Annotated in this window: 13 protein-coding genes; 10 read left to right on the top strand and 3 right to left on the bottom strand. The window is 33.6% G+C overall.

Annotation, left to right across the window (positions count from 1 at the left end; all coding sequences use genetic code 11):
• Positions 1–73: 73 nt before the first annotated feature.
• From F0000_RS02185 to F0000_RS02175, 3 genes are all read right to left on the bottom strand, one after another.
• On the bottom strand, positions 74–3,400 hold the full coding sequence (locus F0000_RS02185; protein ID WP_149623059.1) for an RICIN domain-containing protein: 3,327 nt from the start codon (positions 3,398–3,400) through the stop codon (positions 74–76).
• 775 nt (positions 3,401–4,175) lie between these two features.
• Positions 4,176–7,775, bottom strand: a complete 3,600-nt coding sequence (locus tag F0000_RS02180) for a M1 family aminopeptidase (RefSeq protein WP_149623058.1) — start codon at positions 7,773–7,775, stop codon at positions 4,176–4,178.
• 2 nt (positions 7,776–7,777) lie between these two features.
• Positions 7,778–8,659 carry an ABC transporter ATP-binding protein gene (locus F0000_RS02175; RefSeq protein ID WP_149623057.1) on the bottom strand — a complete coding sequence of 294 codons (882 nt, stop codon included), beginning with the start codon at positions 8,657–8,659 and terminating at the stop codon, positions 7,778–7,780.
• Between the two features lie 139 nt (positions 8,660–8,798).
• On the opposite strand from F0000_RS02175, the gene hemB reads away from it, so the two are divergent.
• The 10 genes from hemB to F0000_RS02125 all read left to right on the top strand — a co-directional run bounded on the left by hemB (position 8,799) and on the right by F0000_RS02125 (position 18,177).
• Positions 8,799–9,773: a porphobilinogen synthase gene (gene hemB / locus F0000_RS02170; RefSeq protein ID WP_149623056.1), complete on the top strand. Its 975-nt coding sequence runs from the start codon at positions 8,799–8,801 to the stop codon at positions 9,771–9,773.
• Between the two features lie 18 nt (positions 9,774–9,791).
• Positions 9,792–10,166 carry a TerB family tellurite resistance protein gene (locus tag F0000_RS02165; RefSeq protein WP_149623055.1) on the top strand — a complete coding sequence of 125 codons (375 nt, stop codon included), beginning with the start codon at positions 9,792–9,794 and terminating at the stop codon, positions 10,164–10,166.
• Between the two features lie 41 nt (positions 10,167–10,207).
• Positions 10,208–10,603: a c-type cytochrome gene (locus F0000_RS02160; RefSeq protein ID WP_149623054.1), complete on the top strand. Its 396-nt coding sequence runs from the start codon at positions 10,208–10,210 to the stop codon at positions 10,601–10,603.
• A gap of 60 nt (positions 10,604–10,663) precedes the next feature.
• Positions 10,664–11,134 (top strand): DinB family protein, encoded by a 471-nt coding sequence (locus F0000_RS02155; RefSeq protein WP_255452596.1) that lies wholly within the window; start codon positions 10,664–10,666, stop codon positions 11,132–11,134.
• Positions 11,135–11,213: 79 nt separating this feature from the next.
• Entirely contained in the window at positions 11,214–12,332 is a 1,119-nt protein-coding gene (locus F0000_RS02150; RefSeq protein WP_149623052.1) for a CNNM domain-containing protein, read from the top strand.
• Positions 12,332–12,808, top strand: coding sequence for a methylated-DNA--[protein]-cysteine S-methyltransferase (locus F0000_RS02145; protein WP_149623189.1), 477 nt, complete (start codon positions 12,332–12,334; stop codon positions 12,806–12,808). The genes F0000_RS02150 and F0000_RS02145 overlap by 1 nt, the downstream gene beginning before the upstream one ends.
• 8 nt (positions 12,809–12,816) lie before the next feature.
• A complete protein-coding gene (locus F0000_RS02140; RefSeq protein WP_149623051.1) occupies positions 12,817–14,811 on the top strand; it encodes a histidine kinase in 1,995 nt (664 codons plus the stop codon).
• Positions 14,774–15,535, top strand: coding sequence for a LytTR family DNA-binding domain-containing protein (locus F0000_RS02135; RefSeq protein ID WP_149623050.1), 762 nt, complete (start codon positions 14,774–14,776; stop codon positions 15,533–15,535). The genes F0000_RS02140 and F0000_RS02135 overlap by 38 nt, the downstream gene beginning before the upstream one ends.
• A 778-nt stretch (positions 15,536–16,313) precedes the next feature.
• Positions 16,314–17,474 carry a serine hydrolase gene (locus F0000_RS02130; RefSeq protein ID WP_149623049.1) on the top strand — a complete coding sequence of 387 codons (1,161 nt, stop codon included), beginning with the start codon at positions 16,314–16,316 and terminating at the stop codon, positions 17,472–17,474.
• Positions 17,464–18,177, top strand: a complete 714-nt coding sequence (locus tag F0000_RS02125) for a 3'-5' exonuclease (protein ID WP_149623048.1) — start codon at positions 17,464–17,466, stop codon at positions 18,175–18,177. Before F0000_RS02130 ends, F0000_RS02125 begins: the two co-directional genes overlap by 11 nt.
• Position 18,178 lies beyond the last annotated feature (1 nt).

The raw sequence follows: 18,178 nt of genomic DNA, 5'->3' as shown, positions 1-18,178 counted from the left end.
AATCTTTTTATAACTTTTACTCATCATAACAGTAGTTATAAAAGTGAACCCATCTTGAGTAATGCTTTATGTACTATCTGCGAATCAACAATTTCTGCGTATGGATCTTTTGACCATTCCCATTTTTGATAACTAAGGTATAGACCCCTTTAGTCAGAGAATCTGTATAAATCTGAATATTTCCATTTGTAAATACCGAAGCTGTTTTTACGTTTTTAACAACAACTCCCAGACTATTAATTAATTCTACCTGAACATTTCCTAATTCTTCTGATGTTTTCTTGAAATTAATAGTAAACTGCTCTCTTACCGGATTAGGATACACGATAGTTTTTTCTTTTGATAATAGCGGTTGTTCTTGTGCCAGATTTTCTGCTACCGACAGATTATTACTGGAAGGTCCTATGTATTCTAATATCCATTGTTGCGCTGGAGTTCCGTTACCGCCCCATATTTGTACATTAACTCCATTACTATCTTGTCCATTACTGATATCCAAATATCTTCCTGGAGCTACTTTGGGTGTCAGCGCCACGTAGGAGTCACCACTACTCTCTATTTTCCATTTTTGAGAGATATTGTTTATATCAGCAGTCCAGATGTGAATATTAGTACCGTCTGCATTCACGCCACCCTTAACATCCAGCGCTTTATCCGGTGCATGCTGCGGGGATAATATGTAATATCCTTCCTCATTAGAGTTTCTGGCAATCCATCGTTGTGGCTGCGTTCCATTGTCTTCCCATATTTGTACATTAGTTCTTACAGCAGTTCCTCCATTTGAAACATCCAGATTACGTCCGTCAGGTAATGAAGACTTAATTTCATAAATACCTCCCGGTATTAACGAATTGTCTTTCAATGTTTTGAATTGTAAGGTACTGGATAGTATTCTGTTACCGTTTGTACATGCAACACCAACTACTACATCATAGATGGTTTCCGGCTCCAGATTTTGTAGTATAACAGAGTTTGTAGGAGCCAGTGTATGTATCCATTCTGACGTGGACTGTTTTTTATGAAAAGTGTAATAATTATTGTTGTTAGGGATAGCAGGCCATGTGATGTTTAATGTGGTATCGGTAGCCGCAGTAAGTGCAATATTGGTAGCCGCTTCGCAAGGTAGTTCTGTTTCTCCATCTAGAGCGGTTTCATAGATTCCTCTACCGTAGGTAGCGGCTCTAAGTTTTCTACTGTGATAATTAATGTGTAGGTGGTGTACTTGAGTTTTCGGTAATTTGGTACCATAAACCTTCCAACTTGTCATGGATGCATCTTTATAAAATACACCAAATTCTGTACCGATATACAAAACTTCTTCGGCATCCTTTTGAGTAACGATAGAATATACAGGAATATTAGGGATCCCTGCAGAGATATTTGTCCAGTTTACTCCTCCATCTACAGATTTATTTACTTTCATTCCGTTTGAGAAATGCCCAAACGTGATATATACGGTTTTTGCATCATTGGGATCAACAGTAATACTGGTGATATCCTGATTAAAATCTTTATAACCCCAGGTATTTCCCTTATCATAGGTGTAGTGAAATCTTCTGGGACCTCCAGCATATATTACATTAGAATCCGAAGGTGCTACGGCAATAGATCGTAATACCTCCCAGTACGCATCACTGGCAGAAAAATCAGGGCTTATTTTTTCCCATGAGTCACCACGGTTATCAGAGGTGTACACTGCGTGATATCCTGCTACAATTCTTTTAGAGTCATTAGGATCTAATACATAGGGTATTACCCACCAGGATTCATTGACATCATCAGGCTTAACATCTCTGGAGTTTTGCCATCCGTTTGTAGTTCTTATAATATTAGGAGATGGATTATAATTAGAATAACGGATATCAGAATCTTGTGGATCTATAGCCTGAGTTCCTGCGTCTCCTCCATTTGAATTTTTCCACGTCAAAGAACTATCTCTAAACGAACCCCCATTATCCTGTGACCCTACACCGATAATAGCACCATTAGATTCTGAAGAGGCGGCATGATAGTATTGTGGTATAACAAGTCCATCACTATGTCTGCTCCATCGGTTAGCAATACTATTTTCTCTCTCGTTATAGGCATCTATTCCTCCGTCATTACAAGAGTATATAAGGCCATTAATTGGATTACATACCATATTTCTATGATCTGCATGAACTTCTGTAATTGAAGTACCTCCGTGCCATTTTGAGATTTGTGTCCAGGTAGCACCATTGTCATCACTTCTAAAAACATCTAATTGACCTCCGTACAGGGTATTAGCATTATAAGGAGAAGTGGTCATGGCATCAAAATTGACAATACTTCCATTTGGATAGGTTGCCTTATTTTTTTCAGTCCAGGAGTTTCCGTTATCATTAGAAACCCATATCCCTGCATTAGACCAGGATATTACGCGATTAACATTCGCATTGTTAAGAGTTATTCTCCCAAGTCCAGAGTGACTAGGACCGTTATTAACTATTGAGAATGACTGCCCTTGATTCGTAGATTTATAGAATCTGTTATTAATTATTGAGAAAGCGGTTGATCCGTTATCACTATTACTAAAGGTAATATCGGTTGCTCTACCACTAGCAACCCTTGTCCAGTTATCACCCGCATTTATGGTACGATAAACCCCTAGATTAGTAGCAACTAATAATATAGCCGGGTTTGTAGGACTTTGTACCAGATTATAGAAAACCACACCATTGCTTAAGTTTCTTGTAAAACCAGTAGGAGACCAGGTAGTTCCTCCATTGGTAGATTTATAAACTCCCATTCCGCGTCCACCTGTATTATCACCAGTGGTAACATAAAGAATATCTGGATTGGCATGATTTACTACGATTGCTCCTGCTCCCAGAAAGGGTAGATTATCTCCCTGCGGAATATACGTACTACCACCATCTGTAGTTTTCCATACGCCTCCTTTTTGTCCGCAAACCCAAAAGATATTTGCATTACTCGGATGAAAACCGATGTCTGTTGTTCTACCCATACTCCAATAACCACCGTCATTACTAGTTCTGGAAATATTAGTCCAGGTAGCTCCTGCCGCTTTTGCTGTTATACTTTGTTCTTTGTTTACAAAATCGTCATATCCTTGCTGAAGTTCTAAACTACTTGGAAACGTACCATCTTGATGTACTCTTTGACTCATATACCACTCCCACCTCCTAAACTTAACAAAATCATTCTCTCCTATAATTTTGATATTATTAGATTTACTAATAACTTCTACTTGTTTGTTTTTCTTTTTTTCTTCAAATCTTTTGGAAATTTCATTACGAATTTCATAAAAATTGGCTCCTGATTGCTGAGCACTTTGTATCCAATCTTTTTCCTGTGCCATTAAGGAAATAAAATTGAATAAAACACCTACTAAGAGTAGTTTTTGGATAATTTTCATTGTTATTTTGATTTAAGTGTGATATGAGTGTTTTTTTAATTAACCACTTGTGGATAAAAGTAGATAAAAATGGATTTTTTCATCTCCCTGTTTACAGGGATATTTACACCAATATTATTCAGTGATAATTTTTTGTGAATTATTCTTAAAGAATTACAAATATTATTCATAAAGTAATGATAATAAAATTTTTACACTGTTGTTTTGTACTAAGTTTATGGTGTCTGATTGTAAGCTAATATCCATTTTATTTTTTTACTTTATAACGCATTTTTTTGTAAAGTCTTATCTACGCTTTTCTGTATATTTATACAATGGTTTCAGTATGAACAGAATACATGATTTACCCATTAAAATATTTTTGATTCACCTATACTTTTGCGGTTCTTACCAAACTCATATTAACTTTTCTATTTCCTGAAAAATGGTGGAGATCTATCTGCGCTTCGTTACTTTTCTTAGCCCTTATACTTTTCAAAAAAAAGCTTTATTGGATCAAAATTCAATATGTTTTGGATACAAACAAAAAGCCAGAATATTCACTATGAACTTATCTTGAGTAGTGGTTTTCAGCCGAAAAGCTTGGCTTTTATAGGTCAAAGTATTACTCAAGATGAGTTCTCTATAAAAACTAAAGGCTACATTTTTTACAAATGAGAAAATCACGATAGAAACAGCGCGTTTAGATCGTGATTTTCGGAATTTAACTAACTAATTAAATTGTTATAACTGGAGCTTATATTTTTTTATCAAGCATATAGATGTTCTATTTTTGTTATTCCTCTACTCTTTTTAGATTATCATTAGAGTTTCTATCTATTAGTTTATTATAGGGATCAATCCCTGCTTTTTCAGGTTTTTTGTCAGTAATGACGGTAAACTTATTTTCACCTGGCTTTAACCATTTTCTTTCCAGATAATATGGGTTTTTAAGAGGTACGTCCTGATCATCAACAATATCTTCTCCAAACAGACCAATTTCTATATAATTAGTAGTGTCATCTGTTCGCTTTTCTTTTCCTTTATCATCATAATAAATTTTCTTGGAATCTACGATAAATGTGGTTTCATAAGTGCCATTTTCCAGCTGTAAAGTAGTAGCTTCTTTAATTCGATTTTCATACAGTACAATCTCCTTAAAACCATCGTCTACTGCATATTTTAAAGAATCTGGAGCTGCTTCATAAATGGCTCGGTATAAATCTTCTGAGGTAGCATATACCCCTTTTTCAAAATTTTTATATTCTTCTAAGAACTCTTTTAATGCTTCATTTACTCTTTCTTCTCCTATAATATCCTGTAATTCATACATGATCATAGAACCTTTGCGATACCAAATATGCTGTCCGGTCTCTACATTTATCAAAGAACGCTCTGGTTTGAAACTAAAAGCTCTGCTTCTCAGGTATTCATCTAATGAATATTTAAGAAAGTTTTTGATTCCGTTTTCGCCATATTCCTTTTTCATAGTCATAAGTGACGAATATTCTGCCAGGGTTTCTGAAATAATATTGGCTCCCGATGTTTTACTGGGAGTTACTAAATGTCCCCACCATTGGTGCGCAACTTCGTGGGCAGTTACTCTAAAAGCATAATTGAAATCTTCTGCTTTTTCAAAATCTGCAACAAATCCAAAATTTTCTGAATACGGTATCGTAGTGGCAAAAGATTGGGCAAAGGTAGCATATGCCGGAAATTCAACAATTCTGATGATTGAATTGGGATATTCATAAAAATTCTTGGAACAATAATCCAGTGCTACTTTTATACCATCTACAAAATATTGAAGGTTTCTTTTATGCTTAGAAGAATGATATACCTCAATCGCTACTTTTTTACCACTTGGAGCGATCCAGCTTGATTTTTCTATATCATATCTTGCGGATACAACATTAAAAAACAGATCTGTTTGTGATTCCAGTTTGTAATGATAATAGGCACGATCGTTTTCTTTCCATTCGTTGACTAATTTCCCGGGGGCTAAGGCAATTTGGTCATCGCTGGTACTTACTATGGCTTCAAAATTAATATAATTAGCATCTTCATTAAATAAATTTTTCTTCAATGCCGTAGTATCTGTTCTGGGAGGTAGCAAATAATCCAGTTTTTTTAATCCATATTTTTTGCGAATACCATTGTCGCTTAAACTAATATCATAATGAAATCTGGGAAAGATATTACCGTTTAAAAAAGTTCCATTATTTAATACCTGAGTTTCCAGCGCATTGGCAAATCCTTTTGTTTTTGCTGATACAGTAATAGTAAGTTCAGCTCTTTCATCCGGTTGCATAGGTTTTGGCAACCTATAGAAATACATCCTGTAAGTAGAATCTACAACTGAAGCCTTAATTTCTCTATGATTGTACAGTACTTTTTCCAAAACCATATGTTCACTTCCATATTGTAATTCTAATAGTAAGGTATCTATGGCTGTTTTATAATTATTAATGATCCTAAATTCTCCTTTTGCAGCAACAGCTCTCTCTGCCGGGAATACATCTATATAGGCTTTTAGGTCTGTTACTTGTGGATGAGGTTTGTTGATCAGTCTGGAGTATTTTTTTTCTGCATCAGCTTCTATCTCATTATAGTACTCTCCATCCTCAATAGTATTTATTATTTTTAGATTATAATAGCTATAAGATGCTACAGATACAAATGCAAGAATAGTAATGCTTACTACGGTGATCATTTTGCTATTAAATCGTTGTTTGGCCAGGGTGAATCTCTCTTTTGCAGTAGTAAAAAATCCTCTGACCCAAAATAGTTTTCCGATAAGCATCAGAATGAGAGTAAATAAAATCCAATATAATTTAAGCCACGCAATTCCTGTAAGATAATGTCCAAACCCGTTGAGATCACTTATAAAAAAAGGAGTTGATCCTCTAAAACGAATGAGAGGATTGCTACTTTTAAAAGCAAGTGTAATCAAAAGAGGCGATCCTATGTATATCAAAACAACAATGAAATGCCCTAGAAACTTATTATTAACAAGTACATGAATAAAAAATGCAAGCAATGTGGTCATTAAAAAATTAGGAAAGACAAGCATAAAATTATAGGTAAGATACATTCCTAAATCAAAATCAAAATATCCAAGGAATACCTGATATAAAATACCAATTAAAATATTTATGAATGTAAGTACAACAGAAATCCCAATAAGCGATAGTACCTTAGAGAGATATAAATTTTGGTTGCTTATAGGGAGCGCATCATAAAAAACAAAGGTTTTATTTTTACGAGTTCTATGTACAGCTTCTCCAGAGTATATAATTAATATAATAATTGAGAGTAAAGTGATACCTATACTAATATTATCAATTATGAATCGAGTAATAGGCAGGTTGGGAGTACCATAGGTCTCGTTATTAGAATAAATGATTATTATAGAAGTAATAACCCCAATTACCAGTAGAATTATAAAAACGGGGTCTCTAAGAATTGATAAAAATTCAATTTTGCTTAGAGAAAATAAATTTTGACGTGAAGTTTCTTTAGTAAAAGCCTGTTTTATAGAGATGATTCCAGAAGGGATGTAATTATCATCCCTTGTTTTTTGCGCTCTGTTACCAGAGGAAAGAAATTTTTTGTAATCAAATCTCAGGAAAGTAATGATAAAAAAAATAAAGCCAATGCTGAGCCATAACATTCTGTTTAACAAGAATTTTCCTTGTATTGGTAATTGATTCGTATTTAATTCATTAATTGACCAGTATTTCTTTACAAAACTCCAGGCCTCTCCTCCAAAAGGATCTAAATAGACACTAAGCCATTGGTAATCAATATCACCAGTAAAATTTCCAGCCAAAGAATACAATAATAATAAACAAATTCCTCCTAAATATATAATAGACATTTTTTTAAAAAAAGCCATTAAGCAGAAGAATAAAGAACCAATGAGAAAAGCGTTTATTTGTAAAATAAATATAAATGGTAGTAGATATGATAACAGACTAAATTTATCATAATCACCATAATCAGGTCTATCTGCGTACATCCCCATGGTGACCCCTATGATGGCAGCAAGTACAATACAAAAATTAAGGAGTGTAACAATTGTAAAACTTCCTAAAAACCGACCTAATACATATGATTTTTGTTTAATAGGAAATGTAAAATAGGTCTGAGCAGTTTTATGATCCTGATCTCTATAGATCGGCACTCCCATAATTGCGGCATAGAAAAATATGCAAAATATAGAGATAGGTCCTATAATTTCTGCAATATGGTTAGGACTATTTACATATTGAGCCGTAGATGATTGTTGAAAATAAGAAAGTAATCCTGCCATGAGCATACCAAGCCCCATATAGATCCAGGTAGCAGGTCTGCGAAGACGGTATAATAGTTCAAAAGAGAATATTTCCTTCATAATTAAACTTCCTGCTGTTGGTTTTGATTAATACTATAAAAATAGAATTCTTCTAAACCGTTATTGATCTGCTCAAAACCATGTAATGGAGGAATATCACTATAAATATTTACAAAAAACTGTCCTCCTCTTAAATAATTAGAAAGAACAGTATATTGATTCTGATAATGCTCAAGTGCTGATTTTTCGATTTGTTTTTTAAATATTTTACCATCAAGCGTGGCAGATAATTCCTGTGGGTTTCCTTGTGCAAGAATTTTTCCTTCATTAAACACAGCCATACGTTCACAGAGGTTTGTTACATCATCTACAATATGGGTGGATAGGATCACTACAGCATTTTCTCCTAATTCACTCAATAAATTATGAAAGCGATTTCGTTCTAACGGATCTAATCCTGCGGTAGGTTCATCCACAATAATCAATTTTGGGTTCCCCAGTAAAGCTTGTGCAATACCAAATCGTTGACGCATCCCTCCAGAAAAATCACCCAGATTGCGAGTCCTAAACTTATATAAATTTACTTTATTTAATAAATCGGCAACATATCCTCTTCGCTCATTGGAATTGGTAATTCCTTTTACCTTAGCAATATGATTGAGCATCATCTCTGCAGAAACCTTGGGATATACGCCAAAATCCTGAGGTAAGTACCCCAAAATTTTTCTGAGCTCTTCAGGATTTTTAAAAACATCAATGCCATCAAACTCTATAGTTCCTGTATCTGCTAGTTGTAAAGTAGCAATGGTTCTCATAAGGGTAGATTTCCCAGCACCATTAGGGCCTAATAACCCAAACATTCCCTTTTCCAGGCTTAGATGCACATCGTTTAACGCCTGGGTTCCATTAGGGTATGTTTTGGTAAGGTTCTTTATTGTTAGCATATTGTTGTCCATGTTGATTAGAATGTTAGACTAATAAGTTAAGATTTTGTTACAGAATGATCTCAACTTTATGAAAATGATCTTAGATTAAGTTATAAGTTGGTATATTTACGTTTCTTATAAAATTACCAGCGAATTCATGTATCAACTACGTAGAAATAGAAGATTACGAACCACTGAAGCAATTCGATCTTTAGTTAGAGAACATACGATAAGCCCCACAGATTTTTTAGTTCCTCTTTTTATTGTAGAAGGACTTCAAATAAAAGAAGAAATATCTTCTATGCCCGGATACTATAGATATAGTCTGGATTTACTGAAAGATGAGGTAAAAGAAATCTGGTCTTTGGGATTAAAATCAGTATTGCTTTTTGTAAAAGTACCTGATCACCTAAAAGATAATAAAGGAACAGAAGCACTGAATCCAGATGGATTAATGCAGCGCGCAATCAAGACCGTAAAAGAAGTTGCTCCAGAATTATTAGTCATGACAGATGTAGCATTGGATCCTTATTCCTCTTATGGTCATGATGGTATTGTAGAAGATGGATATATCGTTAATGATCCTACCTGTAATATTTTGGCACAGATGTCTCTTTCTCATGCGATGGCAGGTGCAGATTTTGTAGCTCCCAGTGATATGATGGATGGCAGGATTCTAGCAATCAGAGAATTATTAGAAAAAGAAAGTTATAAAAATACCGGTATTATGAGTTATAGTGCCAAGTATGCCTCTGCCTTCTATGGTCCTTTTAGAGATGCATTGGATTCTGCACCCGGTTTTGGAGATAAGAAGACATACCAGATGGATTTCTCTAATCGGGATGAAGCCGTTAAGGAAACACTAATGGATATTGATGAAGGTGCAGATATTGTGATGGTAAAACCTGGACTGGCATATCTAGACATTGTTAGAGATATTAGAGATGTGGTGGATGTTCCGGTAGCAGTATATCAGGTGAGTGGAGAATATGCCATGCTCAAAGCTGCAGCAGAAAAAGGATGGCTAGACCACGATGCTATTATGATGGAACAGTTAATCGCTTTTAAAAGAGCGGGAGCACATATTATTGCCAGTTATTTTGCTAAGGACGTGGTTAAACTTTTGGGTTAATTTTTTAAAATACGCAGTATGGTTAGTAGAGAACGATTATATCAGACTTTTGGAGAATTATTGTATGTGATCGCCATGAGTGATGGCGTTATTAAGAAAGAAGAGGCAAAAGCGCTGGAAGCCATCTTAAAAGCTCACCCAAAAGGAGAAGAAATAAAATGGTCTTTTGATTATGAAAACAGAAATCAGAATGATATTGAGACCTTATACAAAAAAGTCATTGAGGTTTTTTCTGATAATGGCCCTGATGAGGAATATGACTTTATGATATATGCGTTGACCAAAATTGCAGAAGCAAGTGATGGTATTGGATCCAAAGAAGAACGCGTAATTACCAGTTTTTCCAAAGATTTATTAAAACGTTTTAAAGAAGATATTGATACGCTGTATTAAAAACCAAATTATTATAGACTAAAAACACTAAAACCAGAAGAATGAAAAATATTTTTTTACTACTCCTATCCGCAGCCTTTATGGGTGTCAGTTGTCAATCCAAAAAGAAACCTGAAAAAGAAAAGATTGTCATTGGAGCAAAAAAAGAAGAAAAATCTCCTGAATTTATAAAAGGAGAGAAATTATTTAAGGGCAAAGGAAATTGTTATTCCTGCCATCGACTCGATAAAAAGTCTGTTGGTCCCAGCACCAAAACAATTATGAAAATCTATAAAGAACAGCAAGGAGATATTATAGGTTTTTTGAGACAAAAGAAAGACCCTATTGTAGATCCAGAAAATTATGCCGTAATGAAAACCAATTTTGCCAGATTAGCAAAGTTTTCTGATGAGGAATTGAAATTGATAGCAGCCTATATGAATGAGGTGAGTGAGTGATTAATTAATTGAGTGATGAACAAAGTTTTTATACCCCTGTTTTTTATAACATCTTCGATAATGTCTCAACAAGTAACCCCAAAATCCGCCTTCTTGGAAAAATGGAAGAATTCCAAAGAATATTTGTTAGCAATAGCAGACGCTATGCCAGAAGATAAATATGCGTATAAACCTACAGATCGCGAAATGGATTTTAAAAATCAATTACTTCATATCTGTGGAAACATGCGCTGGTTAGGCACTACCTACTTTTCTGAAGAAAAATTTGATCGAAAAAAACTCTCAGAAAATAATCCTGAGAAAAAGAAAGATATTATTTCATTTTTATCAGATTCTTTTGATATGGTTTATGATAAAATTACTAAAACTGAGGATAAAGAATTAGAGCTAACCGTCGATTTTTTTGCAGGGAATAAATCTAAACTTCAGATTCTTAACTTACTTCAGGATCATGTAACGCATCATCGTGGGCAATTGATTGTGTATTTGAATCTTAATGAGATCAAACCACCAGAATATGTGGGTTGGTAACAAATGATCCCACTATTCTTAGATTTTTGCTTTACTTATGCTTATCAAATTCTTACTTTAGCAAAACTAACTTTAGATTATGGCTTTACTTATTGTATACGGTGTAGTATCAATTTTCTTTTCCTTTTTATGCTCCATTCTGGAAGCTGTATTACTGAGTATTACTCCTACCTTTATAAATGTTAAGAAAAAAGAAGGTAAAGGGTATGCTGCCACTTTGGAGAACCTTAAAAAAGATGTAGATAGACCTCTGATTGCAATATTAACATTAAATACGATTGCGCATACTGTAGGAGCTATTTTAGTAGGTGTACAGGCAAAAGTCGCTTATGCAGAATTGTATGGGTCTGAAACCAAAACTATTTTAGGATTTGAGATAAGTGAGGATTTGATGGTGGGTATCGTATCTTCTATTATGACAATTTTAATCCTTGTAGCTTCCGAAATTATACCAAAAACCATTGGTGCTACCTATTGGAAACAACTTTCTAATTTTACATCAAAAGCATTGGGCTTTTTAATCTGGCCATTAAAATGGACGGGGATACTCTGGGTATTGCAGTTAACAACAAAATTGATCGGAGGAAAAGGGCATCATGGATCTGTATTGAGCAGAGAAGATTTTACAGCCATGGCGGATATAGCAGAAGAAGAAGGTGTTTTTGAAGAATCAGAATCTAAGGTAATTAGAAATTTACTGAATTTTAAAGAAATACTGGCAAAAGATATTATGACGCCAAGAACAGTCATGAAAATAGCGCCAGAAGAGCAAAATATTAAGTCATTTTTTGAAGCTAATAAAAATCTTCGTTTTTCCAGGGTTCCTGTATATGCAGATACTCCTGATAATATAACAGGCTACGTGCTAAAAGATGAAATCTATAAGAATTTGGCAGAAGATAAATACGATAAAAAACTCAGTGACCTTAAACGCAAAATTTTTATAGTAGATCGCAATGTTGCCGTACCAGGCTTGTTCGAGAAATTAGTGGCTCATAAAGAGCACCTGGCACTGGTTGTGGATGAGTATGGTTCTGTAAGCGGAGTTGTAAGTATGGAGGATGTTATAGAGACACTCCTGGGGTTAGAAATTATGGATGAAAGTGACAAAGATTCTAATATGCAGGAATTAGCACGAAAAAATTGGGAAGAGCGCGCAAGACGATTAGGGATACTAGAGGATAAAAAAGAAGAATGATTGAAACTGCTTTTATAGAAACTCCTCTAGGTATTGCCTCTATTAAAGGTGATGAGAATGGGATTGCCGAAATTTCAATTACATCGCAATCACATCAGAAACCTTCAGAAAAGATTGCAGATTCTTTAAAAGAGCCTGTAAAACAATTACAAGAATATTTTAGCAAAAAAAGAACAACTTTTGATATAAAACTAAACCCGTCCGGAACAGATTTCCAGAAAAAAGTATGGCATGAGTTGTCTGGAATACCCTTTGGCAAAACAGTAAGTTATCTGGACATTGCAAAAAAACTAGGCGACCCTAAAACTATTAGAGCAGCAGCATCTGCTAATGGGAAAAACCCATTATGGGTGGTAGTTCCTTGTCATCGTGTAATTGGTAGTGATGGATCGCTAACTGGATATGCAGGAGGACTCTGGAGAAAAAAATGGTTATTGGAGCATGAAAGCCCAGTGAAACAACAATCCTTATTTTAGATCAGTTTATGTATAAAATATATACTCTTTTATTATTTCTTATACTAAGCATTTCTGCAAATGCCCAGGCATCCATAGATAAAGAGTTACACCGAACAATTAATCTGGAAAATAATTCTTTAAATAAGATTATACAAAAGGCGGATAGCTTAGCAAAAGCTAAAAACTATCCAGAAGCGGAGTTAAAATACGATATGGTATTTGATATTCTCAGAAACACCTATGGTGTCGACAGTCTGGAAAAAGTAGATGTAAAAAAGATAGGCTTTAAAATAGAACGTTTTTTTACCAGACAGATGAAAGGATATTTGAAATCCATGGATGTTTTGGATTTTATTGAGAATTACTGTGATAGTAATAATGACTATAAATGCCTGGCACAGACAAATATACGCTTAGGAATATTACATAAGAGAATTGGAGAGTATTTAAAATCTTTGGACTATTATAATAAATCCTTATCGTATGCAGAAAAAATAGATGATGCAGAGATATATTGGTCGGTCTTTATGGATCGGGGGGGATTATTTTTGGACATTGGTGATCTGAACCAGGCTAGAAAAGATTTTAAAAAGTCACTGAGCTACATTCCATTGGATAACCTTAAAAAAAAGGGGCTGACGTATACAAATATCTCAGCTTCATTCGTAGGAAGTGAAGCAGACTCAATTTTATATTATTCAAAGCTTGCTTCTCTAAATTGTACTAGTTCTTCCTCGACAAGGCGTTGCACAATTGCATATAATAATATAGCATGGGCATATTTCTTAAAAGATATGCCGGGTAAAGCACTCGAAGTGATCAGAAACAATATAGATTTAGAAAAATTAACCTATAAAGATAGTGATGAGCTATATCCCGCTTTGTTACATACACTGGGGTCTATTGAATATAAGCTCGAAAAATATGATAAGGCATTATCGTATTTTTTAGACGCTCATAAAGGTTTTTTAGAAAAGAATGATATTTTAGATTTAATCCGTACCAAAGAAGACTTATCAAGAACCTATGAAAAAATGGGGAACTTAAAATCCAGTATCAAAATCCTGAGAGAAATCAAACCCCTTCGAGCTGGGCAGCTAAAAGTAAAGATCAGCAAAGAATTGGCAAAAAATGAAGGAAAAAAACTACTAGAAGTTAAAGAAAAAATCATTTCTCATCTTGAAGAAAAAAACTTAAAAATAGAAAAAGAAGTAAGTAAAACAAAATGGCTGAGCTATACGCTGGGTATATTATTATGTGTAGCATTGATCGTATTGGTATACAGAGGATACAAAGGTAAGATCAGATATTATCAGATGAATGAGCAGTTAACATTAACACGCCTTACCTCATTACGATCTTCTATGAATCCTCATTTTTTATTTAATACTTTTAGCACTTTACAAAACTATATTCTTAAGAACGATAACCTAAGAGCAAATGAATATATGACCGAGCTATCCGGTTTGATCAGAAATGTATTAAAAAGTTCTGATAGTGTCTATATCCATTTTAATGACGAATTGAATATTATACAATCATATGTGAATTTACAACGAGGTCGATTTCAGGAAAAGTTTGATGTTGTCTATGATATAGAACAAAGCGTTATTGCACTAAATCCCAAAATACCTTCTATGATTATTCAGCCTTTTATAGAAAATGCCATTATTCATGGATTTTCTCATCTGTCAAAAAAAGGAGAATTAAAAATATCACTAAAATTAATTAATGAAGCGCTGGAATTTAGAATAGTAGATAACGGAATTGGTCGTGCAGCCTCAGAAGCTTTAAAAAAAGAAACAAAAGATAAATCTCATTTGTCAATTGCTACAGAAAATACGATTGAACGCTTAGAGATTTTAAATAAAATAGTAGAGGGATATCCAAACGTGATTATAAATGACCTTTTTTGTACATTGGGGGAACCAAAAGGGACTGAAGTAGTAATTACATTGCCAATAATCAAAGAGATTAGAAATAATGGAACGACACAACCTGAAATGCTTTATAATAGATGATGAAAAAAAAGATAGAGAAAATATTCGATTACTTTTAAACACATATTGTCCGCAAGTAGAAATTATTGGAGAGGCAGGAGATAAACTTTCTATATTAGAAGGTTTGACTAATGTAAATCCTGATATAGTCTTTTTAGATGTGCAATTAGGTACACTGACCATATTTGACATTCTTAATGAATTAGAAGAAGTAAATTTTAAAATTGTATTTGTTTCTGCTTACAATCAATATGCAGTGGATGGTTATAAGTATAATGCAATAGGGTATCTATTAAAACCTATTGATCCCAGGCTATTAGTTGAAGTAATTAATAAAGCTTCGCAATTAAACATAGAAGATGAACACAAAGATGATTCATTAAACGAAATTAAAGACTTATACGCCAAAATCCATGAAGTTCCCAAAATTTCTATTACAGATACCAAAGGAACGCATGTCATTAAAATCCCAAGTGTTTTATACTGCGTGAGTAATGGAAATTATACTACCTTTATTAGAAAAGACGATAAAGAAGTTGTAATTTCTAAAAACCTCAAATACATAGAATCTAAGCTTCAGTTATATGGTTTTTTTAGGATACATAGATCTTATCTTATTAATTTGGATCACGTAAAAACATTAGTAAAAGATCAGGGAGGGTATGTAATCATGTGTGATGAGAAATCTTTACCTATTGCAAGAGACTCTAAAAAAGCATTATATGATAAGTTAAATGTCATTTAAGGGAAATTATCGCTTTTAATACTTTTCTCATATACGTTTTATACAATATAAATATCAATTTACACATTGAAACTATCGAGTTAAACATCTTACCAGATCAAAACAACAAATAAAAAGTACCTTTGGGTCACACTTTTATTAAACGTTGATTTTAGATATGATTTAGAATATTTATAAAATTATGAGCTATAAAATCTATTACCCCAATTCTAGATATTTATTGCATTGTTGGCTTCACTTTGTTTTAAAAAAAGAAATATGAAACTGATATTTCAAAAAAAAAAATGAGCATTACACAAACTCGACTTTTTTATTACGTAAGTTACTGGCTAATATATATCGTAAACACAATTTTCTAAATGAATTGAAATTAATTTTTAATACATATATTTTTCAAAAGTGTCTAAAATTATTTAGGCACTTTTTTAATTATAGAAGTATAGATTGCATACTGCAAAAAAAGCAGGTCGATTCATCTAGTATTTTATACAAGTTCTTAAATAAAATTACTTTGGGTAAACTCGATATAGAGATTTAAATGCTCGGATGCACGCCTCGAAATCGAAATGTTTTTTTCAATAAGTGCTTCGGCTTGCCCTGAGGTAGTTTACTTGATGGTAGTTATATTTTTTCTTGTTTTTACCTTTTCTTTTGATAATATATAATACACTCTTTTATTGCTATTGTCAATTTAGTAAATCGTTTGCTAACTATTGGTATCATAGAACTTTAAAGGCATTTATTTTTCATACCTTAGATTTCAAAATTTCCAACAGATATGAAAATCATTAAAAAAATACTTAAAGGGCTTTTATTCCTTATTGGATTCATTATAGTACTACTTTATATTTTTGATTATGATTATATCCTTAAAGGTATTAGGGTAGTCTATATGACAGGGCATACAACAGCATATATTGATGATTATCCCCATTTTGATAATCGTACTATAGCAAAAGGAAAAAACACAATCCCCTGGCAATTACATACAGATTATAATACTGTGGAAACCACAGAACGACTACAGGCTACAAATTCAGAATTAGGAACAGTTGCTTTTATGATTATCAAGAATGACAAAATATGGTATGAAAACTATGCCGAAGGATATAGTCTGGAGTCTAAAACCAACTCGTTCTCTATGGCTAAAAGTATGGTTACAGCTTTACTGGGTAAAGCAATTATGAAAGGATCTATTAAAAGTCTGGATCAGCCAATAGGTGATTTTTTACCAAAATTTTCTAGCGGTTTGGCAGCTAAGACAACGGTAGGCGATCTTTCTTCTATGTCATCAGGACTCAATTGGACAGAACATTACACAAGTCCTTTTTCTATAACAGCCAGAGCTTATTATGATCCTGATATCCGAGAAGTAATAATGGGATTGGAGATTATTGATTCGCCAGGACAAGAGTTTAAATATTTAAGTGGTAATACACAACTATTAGGAATGGTGATCGAAAAAGCAACTGGAAAAACATTAACAGAATATCTGAGTGAAAATTTCTGGAAACCGATGGGGATGGAACAGGATGCACTATGGCAGATAGATAGTGAGGAAAACGGAATGGAGAAAGCTTATTGCTGTATTGCAAGTAATGCAAGAGACTTTGCACGTTTTGGAGTATTGTTCAAAAATAAAGGGAAGTTTGGAGAGAAACAGATTTTACCTGAAGAATTTATAACATTAGCTACCCAAAAAAGATTCGAAAATGGAGCTATGTATGGCTATGGATTATGGCTATCAGATCATTTAGGCAAAGAAATATTTGCGATGCGCGGGATTTTGGGTCAATATGTAATCTGTATTCCAGAAGATGATATAATTATAGTGAGATTAGGGCATCATAGAGGCTCTTTTGTAACAGGAGAATCCTTTACAGAAGATTTTTTTATTTATATAGAAGAAACTTATAAAATGTTAGATAATGCTTCATAAGATTAGCCTGGAACACGTATTATTTTTGGATATAGAAACGGTACCAGAACAAGAAAGCTATGATAGTTTAAGCGAAGAGATGAAATATCTTTGGGCTGATAAAACCAGGTATCAGCGTAAAGAAGATTTCACCCCATCAGAATTTTATGATCGTGCAGGGATCTGGGCAGAATTTGGTAAAATAGTCTGCATTTCTGTAGGATATTTTGTTTTTAAAGGAGAAACCAGGTCTTTCAGAACTACTTCTTTTCACGGAGAAGAAAGCCAATTGCTAATTGACTTTAAAAATCTTCTAGAAACACATTTTAACAGACCTCATCATTTGTTATGCGCTCATAACGGGAAAGAATTTGATTTCCCGTATATCGCCAGAAGAATGATTATTCATAACATTTCTTTACCATCCAAGATGAACCTATTTGGCAAAAAACCTTGGGAAGTTCCGCATTTAGACACCTTGGATTTATGGAAATTCGGGGATTATAAACATTATACTTCTCTTAAATTATTAACGAATATTCTCGGTATTCCTTCTCCAAAAGATGATATTGACGGGAGTCAGGTGAGACAAGTCTATTATGAAGAAAAAGACATAGATCGTATTATTATCTACTGCGAAAAAGATACTGTAGCAGTTGCTCAAATAGTATTGCGCCTGCGACAAGAAAATTTGCTCGATGAAGATGAGGTAATTTCTGTATAAT

Origin of the sequence: Aquimarina sp. RZ0 (assembly GCF_008370685.1) — a bacterium.
Classification (GTDB): domain Bacteria; phylum Bacteroidota; class Bacteroidia; order Flavobacteriales; family Flavobacteriaceae; genus Aquimarina.
Note: the sequence above shows the minus strand (reverse complement) of the source record. Positions and strands in the feature narration are given on the sequence as shown.

Coding starts and splice junctions, on each gene's coding strand:
- F0000_RS02185 (WP_149623059.1), bottom strand. CDS start 3,400: ATGAAAATTATCCAAAAACTACTCTTAGTAGGTGTTTTATTCAATTTT.
- F0000_RS02180 (WP_149623058.1), bottom strand. CDS start 7,775: ATGAAGGAAATATTCTCTTTTGAACTATTATACCGTCTTCGCAGACCT.
- F0000_RS02175 (WP_149623057.1), bottom strand. CDS start 8,659: ATGCTAACAATAAAGAACCTTACCAAAACATACCCTAATGGAACCCAG.
- hemB (WP_149623056.1), top strand. CDS start 8,799: ATGTATCAACTACGTAGAAATAGAAGATTACGAACCACTGAAGCAATT.
- F0000_RS02165 (WP_149623055.1), top strand. CDS start 9,792: ATGGTTAGTAGAGAACGATTATATCAGACTTTTGGAGAATTATTGTAT.
- F0000_RS02160 (WP_149623054.1), top strand. CDS start 10,208: ATGAAAAATATTTTTTTACTACTCCTATCCGCAGCCTTTATGGGTGTC.
- F0000_RS02155 (WP_255452596.1), top strand. CDS start 10,664: ATGTCTCAACAAGTAACCCCAAAATCCGCCTTCTTGGAAAAATGGAAG.
- F0000_RS02150 (WP_149623052.1), top strand. CDS start 11,214: ATGGCTTTACTTATTGTATACGGTGTAGTATCAATTTTCTTTTCCTTT.
- F0000_RS02140 (WP_149623051.1), top strand. CDS start 12,817: ATGTATAAAATATATACTCTTTTATTATTTCTTATACTAAGCATTTCT.
- F0000_RS02135 (WP_149623050.1), top strand. CDS start 14,774: ATGGAACGACACAACCTGAAATGCTTTATAATAGATGATGAAAAAAAA.
- F0000_RS02130 (WP_149623049.1), top strand. CDS start 16,314: ATGAAAATCATTAAAAAAATACTTAAAGGGCTTTTATTCCTTATTGGA.
- F0000_RS02125 (WP_149623048.1), top strand. CDS start 17,464: ATGCTTCATAAGATTAGCCTGGAACACGTATTATTTTTGGATATAGAA.